Here is a 19,358-nt window from a genome sequence, read left to right as displayed (position 1 = left end):
AGCTACAAGTGCCTTTCGGAATATAGCGCAGCTACTTGTAGCTTGTAGCCCGTAGCTCGTAACTGATTCCTTTCTGCACAGATATGAATTAATTCCTCCAACAGGTAACTATATTATCACTGTATCCATAAAAACATTCTGAATACGATAAAAATCAGAATGCTTTGCTTTTTCTTATCGTATATTTCCTAATTTTGTCGGATACAAAATGAAGTATCAACTTTCCGCATACTCAACACCAAAGACCCTGCGGAACTTAAATGAACGTATTATGATTAACAGATTCGTCTTGAACGAAGTATCCTACTTCGGACCGGGTGCCCGCGAAGTGCTCCCACAGGAAATTAAACGTCTTGGCTTGAAAAAAGCCTTTGTATCAACCGACAAAGATTTGATTAAATTCGGCGTAGCGGACAAAGTGCTGACCGTGCTTGACAAAGCCGGTATCCCTTACACCGTATTCAGTGACATCAAACCCAACCCGACCGTCAGCAATGTAAATGCGGGTGTGAAGGCATTTGCCGAATCCGGAGCTGATTTCATTCTCGCCATTGGCGGCGGTTCTTCCATCGATACATCAAAAGCTATCGGCATTATTACCAATAACCCCGAATTCAGCGATGTGGTTTCTTTGGAAGGCGTAGCACCCACTAAAAAGAAATCCGTGCCTATCATTGCACTGCCTACCACTGCGGGAACTGCTGCCGAAGTAACCATCAACTACGTGATTACCGACGAAGTAAACGAAAAGAAAATGGTTTGTGTAGACCCGAACGACATTCCGGCCATCGCTATCGTAGACGCCGAACTGATGTACACTTTGCCTAAAGGGCTGACCGCTTCTACCGGGCTCGATGCATTGACACACGCCATTGAAGGCTTGATAACCAAAGGTGCATGGGAAATGAGCGATATGTTCGAGATTAAGGCTATCGAGATGATTACTCGTTATCTGGAGACTGCGGTATTTGAACCGACTAATGCCGAAGCGCGTAACGGCATGGCTGTGGCACAATATATTGCCGGAATGGCATTCTCCAATGTAGGTTTGGGAGTCGTTCACGGTATGGCGCATCCGTTGGGTGCCATCTTCGATATTCCTCATGGTGTGGCTAATGCATTGTTGCTGCCTGTCATTATGGAATTCAATGCACCTGCTGCACTTGATAAATATACAGAAATAGCTAAGGCAATGAGTGTATATAAAGAAGGTATGAGTAGGGAAGAAGCTGCTCGTGCTGCTGTGGATGCCGTGAGAGCTCTGTCGGTAAGAGTAGGCATACCGCAACATCTTTCTGAACTGGGCATCAAGGAAAGTGACCTCGACAAGCTGGCTTCTGCCGCTATTGCCGATGTTTGTACGCCGGGTAATCCTCGTGAGGTGACGAAAGAGATTATTCTGGATTTGTATAAAAAGGCGTTGTAAAGCATCTAATAAATTAGAATTAGATTCTACGCCACAAGTTATTTGGTCGATGAGTTCTTTGACAAGTCTGGCTTAAAAAATGGTCCCTTACCAATTTCAACTTATGTTAGTCTTGTCAATGTAACTCATCTTTTGTTATAGTAAATTGTTTGTTAACCGAGATATTGTACTATTACAACATTCACAAATTGGAAAAAACTATTAACCATAAAGAACAAGCTCTTATATATGCTCTAAAGAAAGGGTCTCACAAAGCTTTTGATGCTATCTATAAGATGTATGCTCGTAGGCTTTATGCCTACAGTTTACAGTTTACTAAATCCCATGAAGAAGCTGAGGAGGTGGTGCAAGACATATTCATAAAGTTATGGGTAAGTCGTACAACAATCCGCCAGGAAGAAACTTTATGTTCATTACTTTTTATAATAGCTAAAAATCACTTGATAAATTTATATCGGTCTAAGATTAATAGCCCGGTTTACGAGGAATACATTTTACATAAAGAAGCAATGAGTGTTAATGATACTGAATATCAGGTTGAGTACCATGACTTCATTAGTAAATTCAATAAGGTAATAGAATCTCTTCCTCTTACACAGAGAAAGATTGTGACTTTATCAAAAATCCATCAATTTACTAATAAAGAGATTATGGAAAAATTGTCGCTTAGCGAACAGACTGTTAAAAACCAATTATCATTAGGCCTTAAAACTCTTCGTGAAAAACTGGGTATTGTTTATTTTCTCTATATATTATTTTTGGTTAATTAGTAGAGAATTTGAGGTACTAAATGAAATTGAGATTGTCAATACATATAAAATAGTAAATGGATAAACTTGATTATAAATATCTGAAAGATGAACTGACATTGGATGAATTGTCTGAACTCAGAGAGAAAATAAATGCAATGTCGGATGCTGAGATAGAGCCAAATTTATATCAAATTTGGCTTGAAGAAGAAACTATACCGCTTTCTGTTGATGAGGAGTGTTTTGATAAAATGAAAGATAATATCGATGCAGCCATCGGGAAGCGGAATAATAGATTATCTTTCTCTGTTCGATGGATGCAGATTGCAGTAGCCGTTATGCTGCCATTATTTATAGGTTTGACCGTGTATTTCTATCAACAGAGCAATATAACGCTCGCTCAAGAAATGACTGTCTCCACCGGAAAAGGTGAGCGTGCCAATATAACGCTACCAGATGGAACTATTGTTGCGCTTAATTCAAATTCAGAGTTGGAATATTTACCCAAGAATTATAATATAAAAGAACGAAAGGTTCGCTTTCAGGGTGAAGGCTATTTTCAAGTACATAAGAATAGAGAAGTTCCTTTTATAATAAATGCCAGAGGACTATTGGTCAAAGTATTAGGCACTACTTTTAATCTTTCTGTCAGAGATAAAAAAGACTTTGCGGAATTAGCTCTTGAGGAAGGAAGTGTAATGTTATTATCTACAATGAGTAATAAGAAAGTTATTTTACAACCTTATCAGACAGCCAAGTTGAACCACTTTACAGGCGATATTCTTGTGATAGATGATGAACGCATTCGGGATAAATCGGCTTGGCGACGTGGAGATATGGTTTTTCGAAATACGGAACTGCTTCAGGTTCTCCAAGTCATTGAAGAAAATTATAATGTGAAGATTCAGGTAGATTGTAAGGATTGCCTTTCTGATCTTTTTACGGGGACCTTACCTGCCAATAACTTGAATGAAGTACTCGAAATTATAGAACGTTCCTATCACTTAAAATCTACTGTGACTGGCACAAAGATATATTTAAAGCAGTAAATTGAAGTGCTATGTATCCTATGATAATATATCAATAATAGATAAAAGGACTTGGCTAATACGATTGAGACAGTCATGGGAAAAGATGAAATACATTTATTTAAATTAAATTATTTCACTCTTTTCTTGTGATTTTTTTATTTGTTTCCATTCACTCTTTTATGTTGTTTAACATACTCTTTTTTTGGTACCTGCAACCACATCCATTGTCTTTACTATTAATGGCAGCCAGAAATAATTAAACTAATGTTAAACTCTAATTTGTAATATGATGAATAAACAGACAAAAATGAAGCTGTTGATAATTGTATCGTTACTGTTCATATTATCTGTGCCACATGCAAAGGCACAAGAAAATACAGTGACAGTAAATTTTAAACATGCTTCTTTGAAAGAAGTCTTAAATGCTATTGAAAAACAAACTACGTACAGATTCTCTTATCGGGATGTAGTGGTAGACACAAAGAAAGATGTTACAATATCAAAAACTAATGCCCTTGTAACATCTGTTTTAAACGAAATACTAAGCGGGAAAAACCTGGATTATACCATAATATCTCCTAAATCAATAGTTGTGTTTGAAAGAAAACAAATACAGACAGCAAACAATAGTTTTAGGAGAATTTCTGGAGTTGTCAATGACGAGATGGGAGAACCTGTTATTGGAGCCAATGTATCAATAAAGGGAACCACTATGGGGAGTATTACCGATGTGAACGGCAATTTTAATTTTGAAGCACCCAATAAGGGGGTACTAACCATTTCTTTTATTGGATATGTATTACAAGAAATTGATATAACGGGAAAAGATTACTTTGCAATTACCCTCAAAGAAGATTTCCAAACATTAGATGAAGTTGTAGTAGTGGGATATGGTACAGTAAAAAAGAGTGATGTGACAGGTGCTCTTACCCGGGTGACTGAAAAAACAATAAAAGAGCGCCCTGTACAGAATGCCTTGCAAGCAATGCAAGGGAAAGCTGCCGGTGTGCAAATTTCGACGAATAACCGTCCGGGTGAGCTCGGTGAGATCCGTATTCGTGGTAATCGTTCCATTAATGCTTCTAATGACCCCTTGTATGTGATTGATGGTATACCCATGACTGCAGGTTCACTTGCGGATATTAATCCTAATGATATAGAGTCTATCGAGGTATTAAAAGATGCATCTGCCACTGCTATTTATGGCTCTCGCGGAGCCAACGGAGTCATTTTAGTCAGTACTAAAAAAGGAAAAGCAGGTAAAGTTACCATTAACTATGATGGTACGGTGATGCTTGGGAAAATGCACTCACTAACCGACTGGATGTCTGCTGGTGAAAAAATAGATTGGAACAGACAAGCAGCCATAAATGCGGGTTCTTATGCCGGAAGCTATGGAAATGCTCCTGACCCGGCAATAGATAGTGATTCTTATTTTGAAGTCTCTCAAAATCTATATATGCGCCCCATTTTTGAGTCTGCTTTTCAATTTAATCCAGATGGAACACCGGTTTTGCGTCCGGCAACAGAATATGAAAAGAAGTTTTTGAAATATGCTGATATGGTTCCTGTATATGATTCATCCAAAATCCCAACTACACCATGGAGAGATTATGTAACTCGTACAGGAATCACACAAAATCATCAAATATCATTATCGGCTGGTACAGACAAAGCAAAACTATATATTTCTATGGCCTATCTTGATCAACAAGCTGCACTTAAGGATCAAGACTATCAACGTTATTCGGTAAATATGAATGGCGAAATAACCGCTACTAAATGGTTGAAGGTTGGTATGGGAATCAATGCAAGTCATTCTATACAAAATTATGGTATTGTTAAGACTACAGGTAGTGCTGCCAAAGATTCCTATGGACTGGCTTTAAATTTAGAGCCATATGCTCCTGCCTATGACGAAAATGGAGCTATTCTAAAGGTGGAGGCAGGCCCCTCCCAACATAATATTTTGCTAAACATAAATGAAGCGACCAATGAAACTAGGTTTTATAGTGTATTGATGAATTCATATGCTGAAGCTACTATACTTCCCTGGTTACGTTGGCGTACGAATTTTGGAGCACAATTCCGTAACTCAAGAGAGGGAAGTTATTATGGAAGTAATTTTACTAATCCTTTGAATAATAGTGCTTTTTCGCCCAATGTTGCTTATAATCAACATAATCAGCGAATGGCCTGGACACTTGAGAATCTTATTTATATTGATAAAAATTTTAATGATATTCATACTTTCGGGCTTACACTTATGCAGTCGGCAGAGCACTATCGTACAGAATCTCTTGATGTTCGTGCCTATGAGACTAAGTTTCCTACAGCATTGTGGTATAGTGTGGGAGATTCAGATACTTCAAGATCCAGTATAGGTTCAGGCTTCAATCAGCAACAACGTGCTTCTTATATGGGACGATTGAATTATAATTTAATGGATAAATACTTACTTACAATAACAGGGCGTTGGGATGGAGCTTCAATGTTGGCTAAAGGAAATAAGTGGGATTTTTTTCCTTCGATGGCATTTGCATGGAAACTGAACAAAGAAAAGTTTCTTAATAAATTAGACTGGTTATCAGAATTGAAATTTAGAATAGGATATGGAGTTACAGGAAATGCTTCTATTAGTTCTTATCAAACGGGAGGTACTATGGAATCTCAATATGCCAATATCCCTTTGGGACAAGGAGGGGTTACTTCCAGTGTGGTAGGTGCTAAAGCCGTAGTCTTGCCAAATCGGGAATTAGCTTGGGAAAAGACTGCCTCGACTAATATCGGACTTGATTTTGGTTTGCTGAATAATCGGATAACAGGTAGCTTGGAATATTATGTTTCAAAGACATCTGATTTATTGCTCAATCGCTCTATACCGATGATGACAGGATATGTCTCAATCATATCCAATGTGGGTAAGACTCAAAATAAGGGATTTGAATTGACATTATCTACAATAAACGTAAGTACAAAGAATTTTACTTGGAAGACAGACTTTACGTTCTTTACTAATAGTGAAAAAATTGTAGAATTGGCAGACGGTCGCAATGATGACCCTTCAAATGGATGGTTTGTAGGGCATGCCATTGATGAAGTTTGGACTAAAAAGTTTGATAGACTTTGGCAAAATACGTCAGAAGACAAAAGATTGCTGGCTATTTACAAAGCAAATTCCATTACGATGTTTCCCGGACAAGCTAAAATTGTAGATCAGCCATTCATTGAAGTTGCTAAAGGGACTGAAGGAGCTATAACCAAAAAAGTAAATATTGATGGAATAGAGCAAGAGGTAACTTACTTGGATAATGGCTTTGGTAAGATAGACAATGACGATAATCATTTCTTAGGTTCTTTCAGACCCAAATGGGAAGGAGGCTTCACAAGTACATTTATTTGGAAAAACTGGGAACTAAATACTTTCATTTATGGACGATTCGGAGGCTTATATTACGGTTTGTTGCAAACCTATGGTAGTCGAATCGAAAAAGATGTATGGAGTGAAACTAATCCTAATGGTAAATATCCACAACCTCGTAGTGGTGGAGAAGCATATACGTCATATCAGGATTATCAAAACTATACTAAAAGTGATATGATAATAGTCCGCAATATTTCATTATCTTATACTTTGCCGGAAAAGAAAATCAGGAAGCTTGGAATTTCGAATTGCTCTGTCTATGCACAAGTTCTTAATCCCTTTATATTTGGTGGAGAACTGGTCAAAGCTGGCATTAATCCTGATGATGTGACTGGTTGGAAACCCAGTTCCGTTACAAATGGAGATTATAGATATGCAGGTGGTCAAACAAACAATACGATGCTCACCCGTAGTTTAGTTTTTGGATTGAGGTTAGGTTTTTAATTGATATTCTAAAAGATATAAAAATGAAAAAATATATATTATTTTCAATAATTGTGTTAGGTAGTATTTCCTGTACTGATAGTTTTCTTGAGGAGAAAATGGTATCAACTATTACACAAGATTATTTCAATACTGAAAAAGGATTAGAACAACTCATTGTCGGAACGTATGATGCTTTGCGGGTTAGTAGGCAATATCAGCAAGGACCATATTCGTTATTAACAGGACTGGACGTTGCACTTTGTCGGACTGCTAATTTTGCAAATTATACGGCAAGCGAATGGAGTTCGACTGGAAAAATGGCAACTCATCCAAACGGATTGTGTGGTGAATATTCTTCCAATTCATTATTAGGCTATTATCCGATTATTAATAATTGTAATCGTGCCATTATTGCCATACAAAATGAGGAAGCATCTGGTAAGTTTGCAGAAGACAAAGAATATGCTTCTTTAAGAATGTCTGAAGCTATGTTTAATCGTGCTTATGCACTTTATATAATGAATACTCTTTATGGAGATATTTATGTACCACGGGAATATACAACTGCACTCCCTAAAAATTATAGTTTTCCTCGTGAGACTTCGGAAAATATTTATAAACTTATTATTGGGGATTTGCGCTTTGCGTATGAGCATCTCCCTGATATAAGAAATTTAAATTTAGGAAGTGAGTTTGGACGGGCTACAAAAGGTGCTGCTGCTCATTTTCTCTCAAAACTTTATCTTCAACGTGCTCAGGGAGCAAAATATAATGGGCCTGAGTATGGACGTAATTCAAATGGGACAATTGATAATACAAATGAGAAATCATATCTTGGCATGTTATACAAAGGAAGTGTTATTACTGATTTGGATTCTTGCATTTATTATGCTTCCCAAGTGATAAACCATGGATATTATGAGTTGGAGGCCGATTATGCGAAGTTATTTAGTCATCCTCTGGATGACTATTCAAATGAAAATAGCCATGAACTAATATTATCTGCTGTTTTTGGGAAATTAGATAGCGGTGCAGATAATGGGCGTTATGGAAATCGCATACAAGGCTTTATTGGAGCAGGTTATCGGGATCCTTCATGGGGTATTGAATATAACTGGGAATACGGAACTAATGTTTCAGGACCGGTTTCATATACAAATGATTTTGGATTTGATTTATTCAATAAACACGCTGACTCGCGTTATCAAAAATCCTTTTTTGTTGAGTTTAAAACGGCATTGTCTGGAGGAACAACTACTGTTCCTGCTTTAAATGTAGACTATTATACATATGATAATCCGAAAAATGCAACTTATGTATGGACTGAGAAAACTGCTGCTTATTTTAATAAATATATTTGGGAGACTTATGATCGGGAATCATGGGGAGGTCGGAAGGCAGTTGCCGGAGAGCATAAAATGGGTAAAGGTGATATTGCTTTTGCTTATGTTGAAAATACAAAAGAAACAGCTTTAGATATGCAAGAGGTCCTTGCGCAACCATTTGTGGTATTAGCCCGATGGATTAAAGATGGGGATAAATATTACTATCGCCTCCCTTTATTGGCTGCCAATGGCTCGTATACATATAATATTCAGTCTTATCTTGGTCTCAATAAATTGAGTAATAAAACATGTCCAGGATCCTTGAAATATGTCGATCCTAATCGTAGAAATTTGAGTAGTAGCGCGCATTCTTCTAGAGATATTCCTTTATTCCGTCTTGCAGAGACATATCTTATAAGAGCAGAAGCTTATGGCAGGAAAGGAGATTATGCTAATGCAATTTCTGATATTAATAAAGTACGTGCCCGTGCTGCCTATAAAGTTGGTGAAATACGCAGTGAAGTTCTCGCACGATTGCAACCGGGACATGAAAATCTTACGTTCACTGAACAGCAGTGGCCTTATGTGGTGGAAAAAGATATGACTAATACTATGTTGGTGGATGCAACCTATTGGGATGGAATATCGGAAAAATCATTAGCGGAAAGATATCCGTCTACGGCAATAACGACTGAAGACCGTTTCGTAAATTTTATGTTAAATGAATTGTCGCGTGAACTGAATTTAGAAATGATTTATTATGAAAATTTGCATCATTCCGGATGGCAGGCTGATCGTATCATGCATCATGAACAAATGGCATCCTCATTGAAAGGCTTATGGGACACTTCTGATAATCTTATTAACGGCATAGGGCAGACTGGTGACGGGATGGGATACTTTCAACCGTTCCATACGCTAAAACCTTTTGCACAGACAGTAATTGACTTATTGACGGATGAGGATGGTAATCCTTTGGATGAAGCAGGCAAAAAGGCTTATCAGAATTATGGCTATTGATAAATGAAATTCCTTATCGTGATATATAAAAATCGGATAGTAGTGCGAAATCACTACTATCGATTTTCAGACATAGCTTTTAACGAGTTGTATATTAATTAATAATGAATTTATTTTGATCGTATGAAAAAGAATATTATCGTATTATTTGCTATATTGCTAAGCTCCTTGTTGGTTAGAGCTGAAGACTTAAAATTATGGTATAATTCCCCAGCTACTACATGGGTAGAGGCGTTACCTTTGGGAAACTCTCGTATGGGAGTTATGCTATATGGTGGTACAGCAACAGAAGAATTACAATTAAATGAAGAGACAGTTTGGGGTGGAAGCCCATATCGCAATGATAATCCGAATGCCCGTGCAGCTTTACCTAAAGTGCGGAATTTGATTTTTGAGGGGCGGTATGAAGAAGCTCGCTTGCTGATGGAATCTAAGTTTCGTACTAGACATAATGGAATGCCCTATCAAACAGTTGGGAGCTTGATGTTACATTTTCCCGGCCATGAAACGGCTACTGATTATTATCGGGATTTGGACTTGGAACGTGCTGTTGCTACGGTTCGATATAAGGTAGATGGGACAACTTATACTCGTGAAGTATTTGCTTCCTTCACAGACAATGTGGTCATTGTGCGTTTAACAGCAGATAAACCAGAAGCAGTTACCTTCAAGTTGGGATATAAAACTCCTTTAATGAACCCATCAACCCAAAAAGCGGGTAGGAGATTAGCATTGAAAGCTACAAGTGGTTCACATGAAGGCATAGAAGGAAAAGTACGTTTGGAAACACAGACGCAGGTTACTACTGATGGTGGTAAATTGAAAATAACAGATAACAATATTGAAGTGAAGAAAGCTAATGTGGCCACTATTTATATTTCAGCAGCTACAAACTTTGTTAATTATCAGGATATAAGTGGAAATGAGCATAAAAAAGCAACCTCATACTTGGTGAACGCATTAAAGCAACCTTATAGTAAAGCACTGGCTGCACATACAGCTTTTTATCAGAATTATTTTAATCGAGTTACCTTTACATTACCTGTGACCGAAGCATCAAAACTTGACACCAGAACACGCATTCTGAATTTTAACAAAGGAGAAGACCCGTCTTTAGCCGCACTATTATTCCAATTCGGACGTTATCTGCTTATATCATCATCACAACCAGGAGGACAACCCGCTAATCTACAAGGTATATGGAATGATAAGTTGAAAGCGCCTTGGGATGGCAAATACACTATAAATATTAATACTGAAATGAACTATTGGCCGGCAGAAGTGACTAATTTAAGTGAAATGCATGAGCCATTAGTCCAGTTAATCAAAGATTTATCTCAAGCCGGGCAAGAAACTGCGAGAGTAATGTATGGTTGCCGTGGCTGGGTCACTCATCACAATACTGATATATGGCGTTGTACAGGTCCTGTTGATAGAGTATTCAATGGCGTTTGGCCTAATGGAGGTGCCTGGTTGAGTACTCATCTTTGGCAGAGATACTTATATAATGGAAATAATAAATACTTGAAGGAAGTTTATCCGGTAATGAAGGGAGCAGCCGATTTTTATCTTGATTTTTTAACAGAACATCCTAAATATGGCTGGATGGTAACTGTACCTTCTAATTCTCCAGAAAATGCTCCGAAAGCTACTGATGGGACTAAAGGTTCTCCCATAACAGCAGGTTGCACAATGGACAATCAAATAGCTTTTGATGTTCTGAATAATGTTTTAGCTGCTGCCCGCATTTTAGACCAACCAATAACTTATCAAGATTCATTAAGGAAAATGATAGACCGCTTGGCACCTATGCAGATAGGACGGCATAATCAGTTACAAGAATGGTTGGAAGATTTGGATAGTCCGACAGACAAACATCGCCACACTTCTCATTTATATGGTCTTTTTCCAGGCAACCAGATTTCTCCCTATACAGACCCACTTTTATTTCAGGCTGCCAAGAATTCTCTGCTACAACGTGGGGATAGAGCAACAGGATGGTCTATCGGTTGGAAAATAAATCTTTGGGCACGTTTGCAAGATGGAAATCATGCTTTTCTAATTATAAACAATATGTTGAAACTGCTGCCCAGTGATGAACATAAAAGTGAATATCCTGAAGGACGTACTTATCCTAATCTTTTTGATGCTCATCCTCCTTTTCAGATAGATGGAAATTTCGGATATACGGCCGGAATTGCTGAGATGCTGATGCAAAGCCATGATGCTGCTGTACATTTGCTGCCCGCTTTACCAGATGTGTGGAGCAAAGGGAACATAAAGGGACTGGTTGCTCGTGGTGGTTTTGAGATAGATATGAGTTGGGAAGGCGTACAACTTGATAAAGCTCGAATACATTCTCGCTTAGGTGGTAATCTTCGTTTGAGGTCGTATGTACCGTTGCGTGGAGCTGGGTTGAAAGAAGCTAAAGGAGAAAATCCAAATCCTTTGTTTTACAAAGTTCAAATCAAACAACCATTAATTTCAAAAGAAATAGAAAATCCTCAGTTTCCTGTTCTGCGTAAGGTTTATGAATATGATTTAATAACTGAAGCAGGAAAAAGTTATTTTATTGAGCGTGGATGGTAGGAATATAGTTGTATAAGAGTTACAAATCTAATTAAATAATTTCAGTCCAATAGGTAGTAGTAATTCGGGAATGTATATTATTGGGTATTACATTCCCGATTTTTTGCATAATACAACTTTAAACCACTGGGAACAGAAGTGTGAACGTGCTTCCTTCTCCTACTTTTGATTGTACCGTAATGCTGCCATGATGCTGATGCATGATTTGGCGTGAGATAGTTAACCCGATACCTGAACCGGTAGGTTTTGTGGTGAAGAATGGGATGAAAATTCGTTCCTGAACTTCCGGATCGATGCCGGTTCCATTATCAGTAACACGCAGGAAAAGGTGATTTCCTGGGGTGATGCCCGCGGAAAGAGTGATTTGTGTCGCTTCGTTTTCGCGGGCATTCCGTATCAGGTTGATAAGTACCTGTTCTATTTGCTCTTTATCTGCAATCAGGCGCAACGGAACGTTGGAAAAAGAGAGGTGTAGATCATCTGTATCATTTTGCATCAATTGAACGACTCCTTTCAGTAATTCTCCGGCATTATAAAGTTTCAATAAAGGGTGGGGCAGATGCGATACTTCCCGGTAACTATTCATAAAGCGTACCAGCCCATTCCCTCTGCGACCGATGGTTTGCAGCATCTGTCTGATTTCCATTTTGGTCTCTTCGTCACCTTCCAGACTGTCGGCGTGCTTGGCAAGAAGTTCTGTAAGCGAAATGATGGGAGTAATGGAATTCATAATCTCATGCGTCAGTACACGAATTAGCTTTTGCCAGGCTTCCGTCTCACGGTTATCCAGGGCAGAATGGATATTCTTCATTCCGGCAATCAAAAGTTTCCTGCCTTGAATGATAAACTCCATACCGGAAAGAGCGAATTGCACAGTCTCTTCTTCCTGTTTGATTTGCCATACGGACAAATCGCCTGTTTTCAGTGTATGCAGCTTGGCCGGGAGATCGGGGTGAAAGTCGACCAGATCATTTACCGTATGCGGACAATCGATATGTATCAGGCGTTTGGCTGCATCATTGACCCATTCCATTTGCCCGTCGAGAGTATAAACAAGGATAGCCATGTCTATATGATTGGCAAGTGCCTGAAAATACTGCAATTTGCTTTCTTTCTTTTGCAGGTTGTTCCGGTAATGTTCAAGGGCATCCTGCATTTCAGTCAGCAGTTCTTCGGGAAGAGGCTGAGTGGCATTGGGATTGGAAGTGGGAGAGGAAAGAAATTCAGAGTAGCGCACAGACCAGATAAACTGGGCCATGGCACGGGCAGAACGTAAGATATACCTGTATATGGTATAAGCAACAAACGCCGTGAGGCAGAGCACCACGAACAGGCTAAAATAAAAGCCGTGCACAAACAACCAAGCTGAAACGAGGCAACATACCAATAATGCAATTGTGAGCCAAAGTGGCGTTCTTACCCAAGTTTGTCTTTTCATAATCCGAACTTTTCAATCCTTCTATAAAGTGAAGTCCTTGTGATTCCCAGCATTTCTGCCGCCAATGTGATGTTACCGCCACATATTCTCATAACCTCATTGATCGCATCCTTTTCCATCCGTTCCAGATTATACTTATCCTTTTCAGAAACTGTATTGGAAGATCGGGGGCTGCGTAACATGAAATCATCCGGAGCCAGCATGGTTCCTGTAGAGAGGATGACGGCACGTTCGATGGCATGCTCCAGTTCGCGCACATTGCCCGGCCAACGGTAAAGTTGCAGCGTCTTTCGTGCTTCTTTGGAAATTCCCCGAAGCTCTTTCTTATACTTCTTCCGATAGCGTTGGAGAAAGAAATCGGCCAACAGGAACAGGTCGTTTCCCCGTTCCCGCAAAGGCGGAATACGAATTTCAATCGTATTGATGCGGTACAGTAAATCCTGGCGGAATTGTCCGTCGTCGATGGCGCTGTATAAATCCGTATTCGTGGCGCAAATCAGCCTTACATCCACCGGATAGGAGGTGGTGGAACCTAACCGTGAACTCTTTCTTTGTTCAATGACCGAAAGTAACTTTGCTTGGAGTGGAAGGCTCAGATTTCCGATTTCATTCAAAAACAGCGTTCCGCCCGAAGCTACTTCCACACGTCCCGGCTTATTTTTGCGGGCATCGGTGAATGCTCCCTTTTCATATCCGAACAATTCACTTTCGAACAATGTATCGGGGATACTGCCTAAATCAATAGGTACATATATTTCGTTTTTGCGTAGCGACTGCTCGTACACATAACGGGCTATCAGGTCTTTACCTGTTCCGTTTTCACCTAGTAGTAACAGGTTCGCATCCGTATCGGAGAACTTCTTTATCGTTTGAAAGATGGCTTGCATGGCGGCAGATTCACCGATGACGCGCGTTGGCTCAGAGGGAAGGGTCAAAGCTTCCGTTTGTTCTTTCAAAGTCTCCTTCTGTTGTTTCAGGGTTTCTACTTCCGTCCGGCTGAAACTGAGTTGCAGTGCGGAGGAGACGGTGGCTATCAGTTTCTCGTTTTGCCAGGGTTTGGGAATAAAATCTGTGGCACCTTGTTTAATGGCTTGCACAGCCTTCTCCGTATCTGCATAGGCTGTTATAAAGATAACGACCGCTTTTGCATCCAGTTTCAGTATCTCTTCCAGCCAATGAAATCCTTCTTTGCCACTGACAGCATCCCGACGGAAATTCATGTCGAGCAAGATAACATCGAAACGACTACGTGAGATGATAGGTAACAGCTCTCTTGGATCATTTATAGCGGTTATGCTTTCTGCAATAGGGCGCAACAGCATTTTCAGGGTGAAGAGGATGTCTTCATTATCATCTACGATTAATATTTTACCTCGTTTCATTATAATTCGAAAGGATTGGTTTGACTTATTGGATTGGCACGCGTACCAATTGCAAAGATATAGAAAGTTTCCGAGATAGTAGTGTACGGAAGCGTGCATTCGGTGTACGATATCGTGCAATTTTGCATGGATAGTATTTGGGTAAATAATTGATAAACAAAAGAATGTAGTTCTGGTATAGTTCTTGCAAAAGTTCTGTATATATTCTGATTTAAACTAAAATTATGCAAAGCAATTTTTTCCTTTATCTAATATTAATATGTTTCTGTACAGCTTGTGGTTCCAAAAATCCTGGTATGAGCAAGGAAGAAGCTACAGAAGAACTCACTGAACAAACAACGGATGTGAGTACTGTTCCTCAAACGGTATCTGCATCCGGTAGCGAGTTCCTTGATGGCTATGTACCTCCTGCCGGCATTAAATTTCAATCGAAAATTCAGAAAGATGGGGCTGTTTCTCTAAACGTGTCGTCTGCGCTGAAGAATGTACATGCCATGAAAGTAAATGAACTGGGGAAAATGAGGCTCCACTTTACCGGAGTGGATGCAATGCTCATAGAAGGTATAGCATGTGATATCACTCCAATTCAAAACACATACTTGCTGACTACTGTACAAGGCTTGTTTTTATTGGATAATGATTTTAAGATTGTCAAACAATTGTTTAAGAACGATGTAGATTGTAGTCTGAAAGATGGGTATATCCACTTGGATACTCGGGAAATGGTTATTCAACCTTATTATGATGCTTCATTCAATCAGCTTCGTTGTAGTTATTTATCCAAAAAACACAAAAACGGGAATTATATCATTACTCTTCCTTTGAATGAAATAGTGGCTGCAACCGAACCGTGGACGCCGAATAAGATTACAAGTAAGCTCCCTATAGGACGAGTTTTTATGAATGCTTCTTTTTATAACGGCATTGAAGGAGGTTTTATCAAATCCGTACCTTTCTCCAGTCATTTTTATACGCATGGTGTGGAAGGGGATACGCTGTGCAGTTTTGTTCCGGAGGAGGAGGGCTATACTCCAACAGGCACATATCGGACAGGTGAAACAAATCATACGTATGTCTATCGAAATAAGACGTATGTACGCATGGCATACGACAATACGGTTTATTTTCTGGAGAATGCTTCTACATTGAAAGCTGCCTATCATTTGGATTTCGGTGTATTACGGCGTCCTCAGGGAAAGAAGGTAATCGGTTCTTCCAATCTGGACAATGACTTCTTTATAGTGAGTTGGCTGGAAACGGATCATTATTTATTTATTCGTATGTCCAAAGGATATGACTCTCCCAATGCGCGTAAAGCCAGGTCGGTATCTCTTTACTCTCTTATATATAATAAAACGACTAAGGAATTCTTTTCCCTGCCATCGGTAGGAGCTAACAAAGAACCTGACTTTCCGGTTATAGATGCAGGAAACGGACAGGAAATTTCTTGTTTTCCAAAACTGGTTGCCGGGAATACCTTTATTAGCTATGTCAACGGAAAATGGATTAAAGAAAATAAACCGGAGCTTCTTGAGAGTAAAGAGGTATCGGACAATGAACTGGTATTGATAACTATAGAATGATGAACAAATGCACGAACTAATTTATTATCAGATGATAAAGCACTATATAAAAGTAGCACTCCGGTTGATAAAGCGGAGTTTTCTGTTCTCCTCCATTAATATGCTGGGATTCGTGTTCGGTATGACGGCCGCTTTTCTCATATACCTGTGGGTGGTGAATGAACTGACGTATGATGATTGTTTTCCGAGTGCTGACCGCATTTATCGGGCGATAGAAGTAAACCGGGAAGCAAGCGGAGAGATAAAGGAATCTCCGGGAACAGCCCGTTCGCTCGTAAGAGTTTTCAAAACAGATTTTCCACAGGTTGAAGATGCCACCTCTATTCTTTATCGGGGAGACATGACATTGGAGACGGAAACAAGACACAAAATCAGTGGTAATGCTGTTCATGTAGATTCTACTTTCTTTAGTATTTTCCCTTTTCAGATAGTGGAAGGTAATCCGGAACGCATAAATGACAACATTGATAACATTATTTTGGAAGAATCAATGGCCCGCAAGCTTTTCGGGATGGCTTCAGCTATAGGGCAAAAGGTAACCAGGAGTGGGGCGGGTTTTAAAGATACCTATAATATCGTTGCAGTAGTGAAGATTCCATCGAAAAGCCATATCCGTTTTGATGTGGCTCTTCCAATGGAGGGATATGGTCTTTATATTATGAATTTAGACTGGGATAAAAGTCGGAGAGAGGTGCATGTGTATGTAAAGATGAAACCCGGTGACGATGGAAAGCTATATCGCCGGGAACAAAAAACAATGAGTCGTGCTCTCAGTAAATTTAGTGATAAACGTGCACTGTTGCGCTTTCAATCGGTGCGGGATATTCATTTACGCACTACCTTTCCTGATATATATATAAAGAATCACGGGAGTGTTGCCACTATCTACTTATTTGTGGTATTAGCCATTTTAGTGATCTTTATGGGTGCATTTAATTTTATGACACTCTCTACTGCACGGGCATCACTCCGTTATAAAGAAATAGGCGTACGTAAAGTGACGGGAGCTAAAAGGAAAACTTTGGTTACACAATTCCTTTCGGAAAGTCTGGTTCAGTCGTTCATATCTTTAGTACTTGCTTTAGCGTTGACAGAACTTATGCTGCCTCTGTTTAATCAGGTCATGGGAACAGATTTAACATTGAGTCTGAATTGGAATGTAATTTTCTATATTTTATTTGGTATTTTGGGGGTAGGTTGTTTGGCTGGTTCTTATCCGGCATTTTATCTTTCTTCCGTCAATCCGTTGCTTGCCTTCAAAGGCGGACGGAAAACAGGTAAGAAAGGGGGATTGATCAAAAGCTTGGTTTGTATACAGTTTCTTATTGCTTTGTTGTTGATGCTCATGACTTCCATTGTCTTAAAACAACTGTATTTTATGAAGAATAAGGATTTGGGACTTGATAAGGAAAATATCGTATCCATTTATACCAATTTGTGGTACGATGTAGCCGATTTTAAACAGGACTTATTGAGAAACCCGGCAATCAAAAGTATTTCGATGGGTTCTCCTATTGAAAGTTTTGGAGAAGAGAATCAGGAAACAAAAGATGGAGAATCAATTTCCTGGACGGATATAGATGGGAAAATAGATTCATTGAGAATGGTAGAAATATGGGCAGATGGCAATTTTGTGGAGACTTTCGGATTGCAGTTGCTGAAGGGTGAACTGATGAACTCAGACTTTGAAGATTATTGGTTGCAAGGCGATGAAACCAATCCGGTTGAACGAACGGTTGTTATAAATGAAACAGCTTGGAAAGCGATGAAAGTGGCAAACCCGATAGGCATGGAGATCTCTCGTGAAGAATCTGGTTGGGTTAGCAAATATCGCATTGTAGGTATGGTAAAGGACTTCAATTTTCAGTCATTGCGTGAGAAAATGAAACCGGCTTTCATTTACTACAGTCCTGAGACATTAGTTTTTATGTATATCAAAATAGCCCCGGAACACAAGCCAGAAACGTTGAAATATATTCAGGCTAAATTTGAAGAATGGGCAGTGCGTGATGATCTGTTCGTGAAGGAATTTAATTATCAATTCTTTTCTGATGCTTTGAATAAGAATTATGCTAAAGAACAGCAACAAAGCCGGATGTTGTTATTCTTCACTATCATTGCCATTGTCATAGCTATGCTGGGTGTATTTGGACTGGTGACTCTCTCTACGGAGCAGCGAACGAAAGAAATCGGTGTCCGTAAAGTGAACGGTGCCCATTCCGACCGGATCGTAAAGATGTTCTGTATGGAATATCTGAAATGGGTGGGAATTGCTTTTGTTGTGGCATCTCCAACTGGATATTACCTTATGTACCGTTGGCTGGGCGAATTTGCTTATCAGACTGTCATAAGCTGGTGGTTGTTCATACTGGCAGGAGCAGTCATAGCAGGGATTACTTTGCTTACGGTCATCGGGCAAACTTGGCGGAAGGCTTCGCAAAATCCGGTAGTTTCCTTGAGATATGAATAAATAAATGTTTAAGATAATAACAATACAATATACGATTATGATTAAGACAGTTAACCTCACCAAAATATTTCGTACGGAAAGCGTACAGACTACTGCATTGAATGAAGTAAGTTTAGAAATCAATCAGGGAGAGTTTGTTGCCATTATGGGACCTTCCGGTTGTGGAAAATCAACCTTGCTGAATATGATTGGTTTGCTCGATAACCCTACTTCCGGTGAACTCTGGTTTCTCGACCAGGAAGTTTCCCGCTACTCCGAGAATGCCCGTACGGACCTGCGCAATGGAAACCTCGGTTTTGTATTTCAGAGTTTCAACCTGATAGATGAACTCACAGTGTTCGAGAATGTAGAACTTCCTTTGCTCTATGCCGGAGTCTCTGCCCGCGAACGTGTGAGGCGCGTTAATGAGGCTTTGGAACGTATGCAGATAGCCCACCGCACGGAGCACTATCCGCAACAACTCTCCGGTGGCCAGCAGCAGCGTGTGGCCATTGC

11 protein-coding genes are annotated in these 19,358 nt (G+C 39.5%); 9 read left to right on the top strand and 2 right to left on the bottom strand.

Going from position 1 to position 19,358, the window contains the following annotated elements; translation table 11 throughout:
- Window positions 1-271: 271 nt before the first annotated feature.
- The 6 genes from fucO (at window position 272) to QZ135_RS21590 (ending at window position 11,990) form a co-directional block, all read left to right on the top strand.
- Complete coding sequence (gene fucO, locus QZ135_RS21615) at window positions 272-1,426, top strand: lactaldehyde reductase (protein WP_294614414.1); 1,155 nt, start codon at window positions 272-274, stop codon at window positions 1,424-1,426.
- Window positions 1,427-1,614: 188 nt separating this feature from the next.
- Entirely contained in the window at window positions 1,615-2,196 is a 582-nt protein-coding gene (locus tag QZ135_RS21610; RefSeq protein ID WP_294614412.1) for an RNA polymerase sigma-70 factor, read from the top strand.
- 56 nt (window positions 2,197-2,252) lie between these two features.
- On the top strand, window positions 2,253-3,224 hold the full coding sequence (locus QZ135_RS21605) for a FecR family protein (protein ID WP_294614410.1): 972 nt from the start codon (window positions 2,253-2,255) through the stop codon (window positions 3,222-3,224).
- Window positions 3,225-3,492: 268 nt separating this feature from the next.
- Window positions 3,493-7,074, top strand: coding sequence for a SusC/RagA family TonB-linked outer membrane protein (locus QZ135_RS21600; protein WP_294614407.1), 3,582 nt, complete (start codon window positions 3,493-3,495; stop codon window positions 7,072-7,074).
- Window positions 7,075-7,097: 23 nt separating this feature from the next.
- Window positions 7,098-9,401: a RagB/SusD family nutrient uptake outer membrane protein gene (locus tag QZ135_RS21595; RefSeq protein ID WP_294614404.1), complete on the top strand. Its 2,304-nt coding sequence runs from the start codon at window positions 7,098-7,100 to the stop codon at window positions 9,399-9,401.
- Between the two features lie 123 nt (window positions 9,402-9,524).
- Window positions 9,525-11,990 carry a glycoside hydrolase family 95 protein gene (locus QZ135_RS21590; RefSeq protein ID WP_294614402.1) on the top strand — a complete coding sequence of 822 codons (2,466 nt, stop codon included), beginning with the start codon at window positions 9,525-9,527 and terminating at the stop codon, window positions 11,988-11,990.
- A gap of 118 nt (window positions 11,991-12,108) precedes the next feature.
- Here QZ135_RS21590 and QZ135_RS21585 read toward each other — a convergent pair whose 3' ends face one another.
- Together QZ135_RS21585 and QZ135_RS21580 are read right to left on the bottom strand one after the other, a co-directional pair.
- Window positions 12,109-13,428, bottom strand: a complete 1,320-nt coding sequence (locus QZ135_RS21585) for a PAS domain-containing sensor histidine kinase (RefSeq protein WP_294614399.1) — start codon at window positions 13,426-13,428, stop codon at window positions 12,109-12,111.
- The gene (locus QZ135_RS21580) at window positions 13,425-14,816 is read right to left on the bottom strand and encodes a sigma-54 dependent transcriptional regulator (RefSeq protein ID WP_294614420.1); all 1,392 of its coding nucleotides are present in this window, start codon (window positions 14,814-14,816) and stop codon (window positions 13,425-13,427) included. The genes QZ135_RS21585 and QZ135_RS21580 overlap by 4 nt, the downstream gene beginning before the upstream one ends.
- A gap of 290 nt (window positions 14,817-15,106) precedes the next feature.
- Between QZ135_RS21580 and QZ135_RS21575 the strand changes: the two genes are divergently transcribed.
- From QZ135_RS21575 to QZ135_RS21565, 3 genes are all read left to right on the top strand, one after another.
- Entirely contained in the window at window positions 15,107-16,393 is a 1,287-nt protein-coding gene (locus tag QZ135_RS21575) for a DUF4933 domain-containing protein (RefSeq protein WP_294614396.1), read from the top strand.
- A gap of 31 nt (window positions 16,394-16,424) precedes the next feature.
- The gene (locus QZ135_RS21570; protein ID WP_294614417.1) at window positions 16,425-18,863 is read left to right on the top strand and encodes an FtsX-like permease family protein; all 2,439 of its coding nucleotides are present in this window, start codon (window positions 16,425-16,427) and stop codon (window positions 18,861-18,863) included.
- A gap of 37 nt (window positions 18,864-18,900) precedes the next feature.
- A partial coding sequence (locus QZ135_RS21565; protein ID WP_294614393.1) for an ABC transporter ATP-binding protein occupies window positions 18,901-19,358 on the top strand: 458 nt, incomplete at its 3' end.

It is taken from the genome of uncultured Bacteroides sp. (genome assembly GCF_905207245.1).
Taxonomy (GTDB): Bacteria; Bacteroidota; Bacteroidia; order Bacteroidales; family Bacteroidaceae; genus Bacteroides.
The sequence above is the reverse complement of the archived record's forward strand: the minus strand, read 5'-3'. Positions and strand labels throughout refer to the sequence as shown.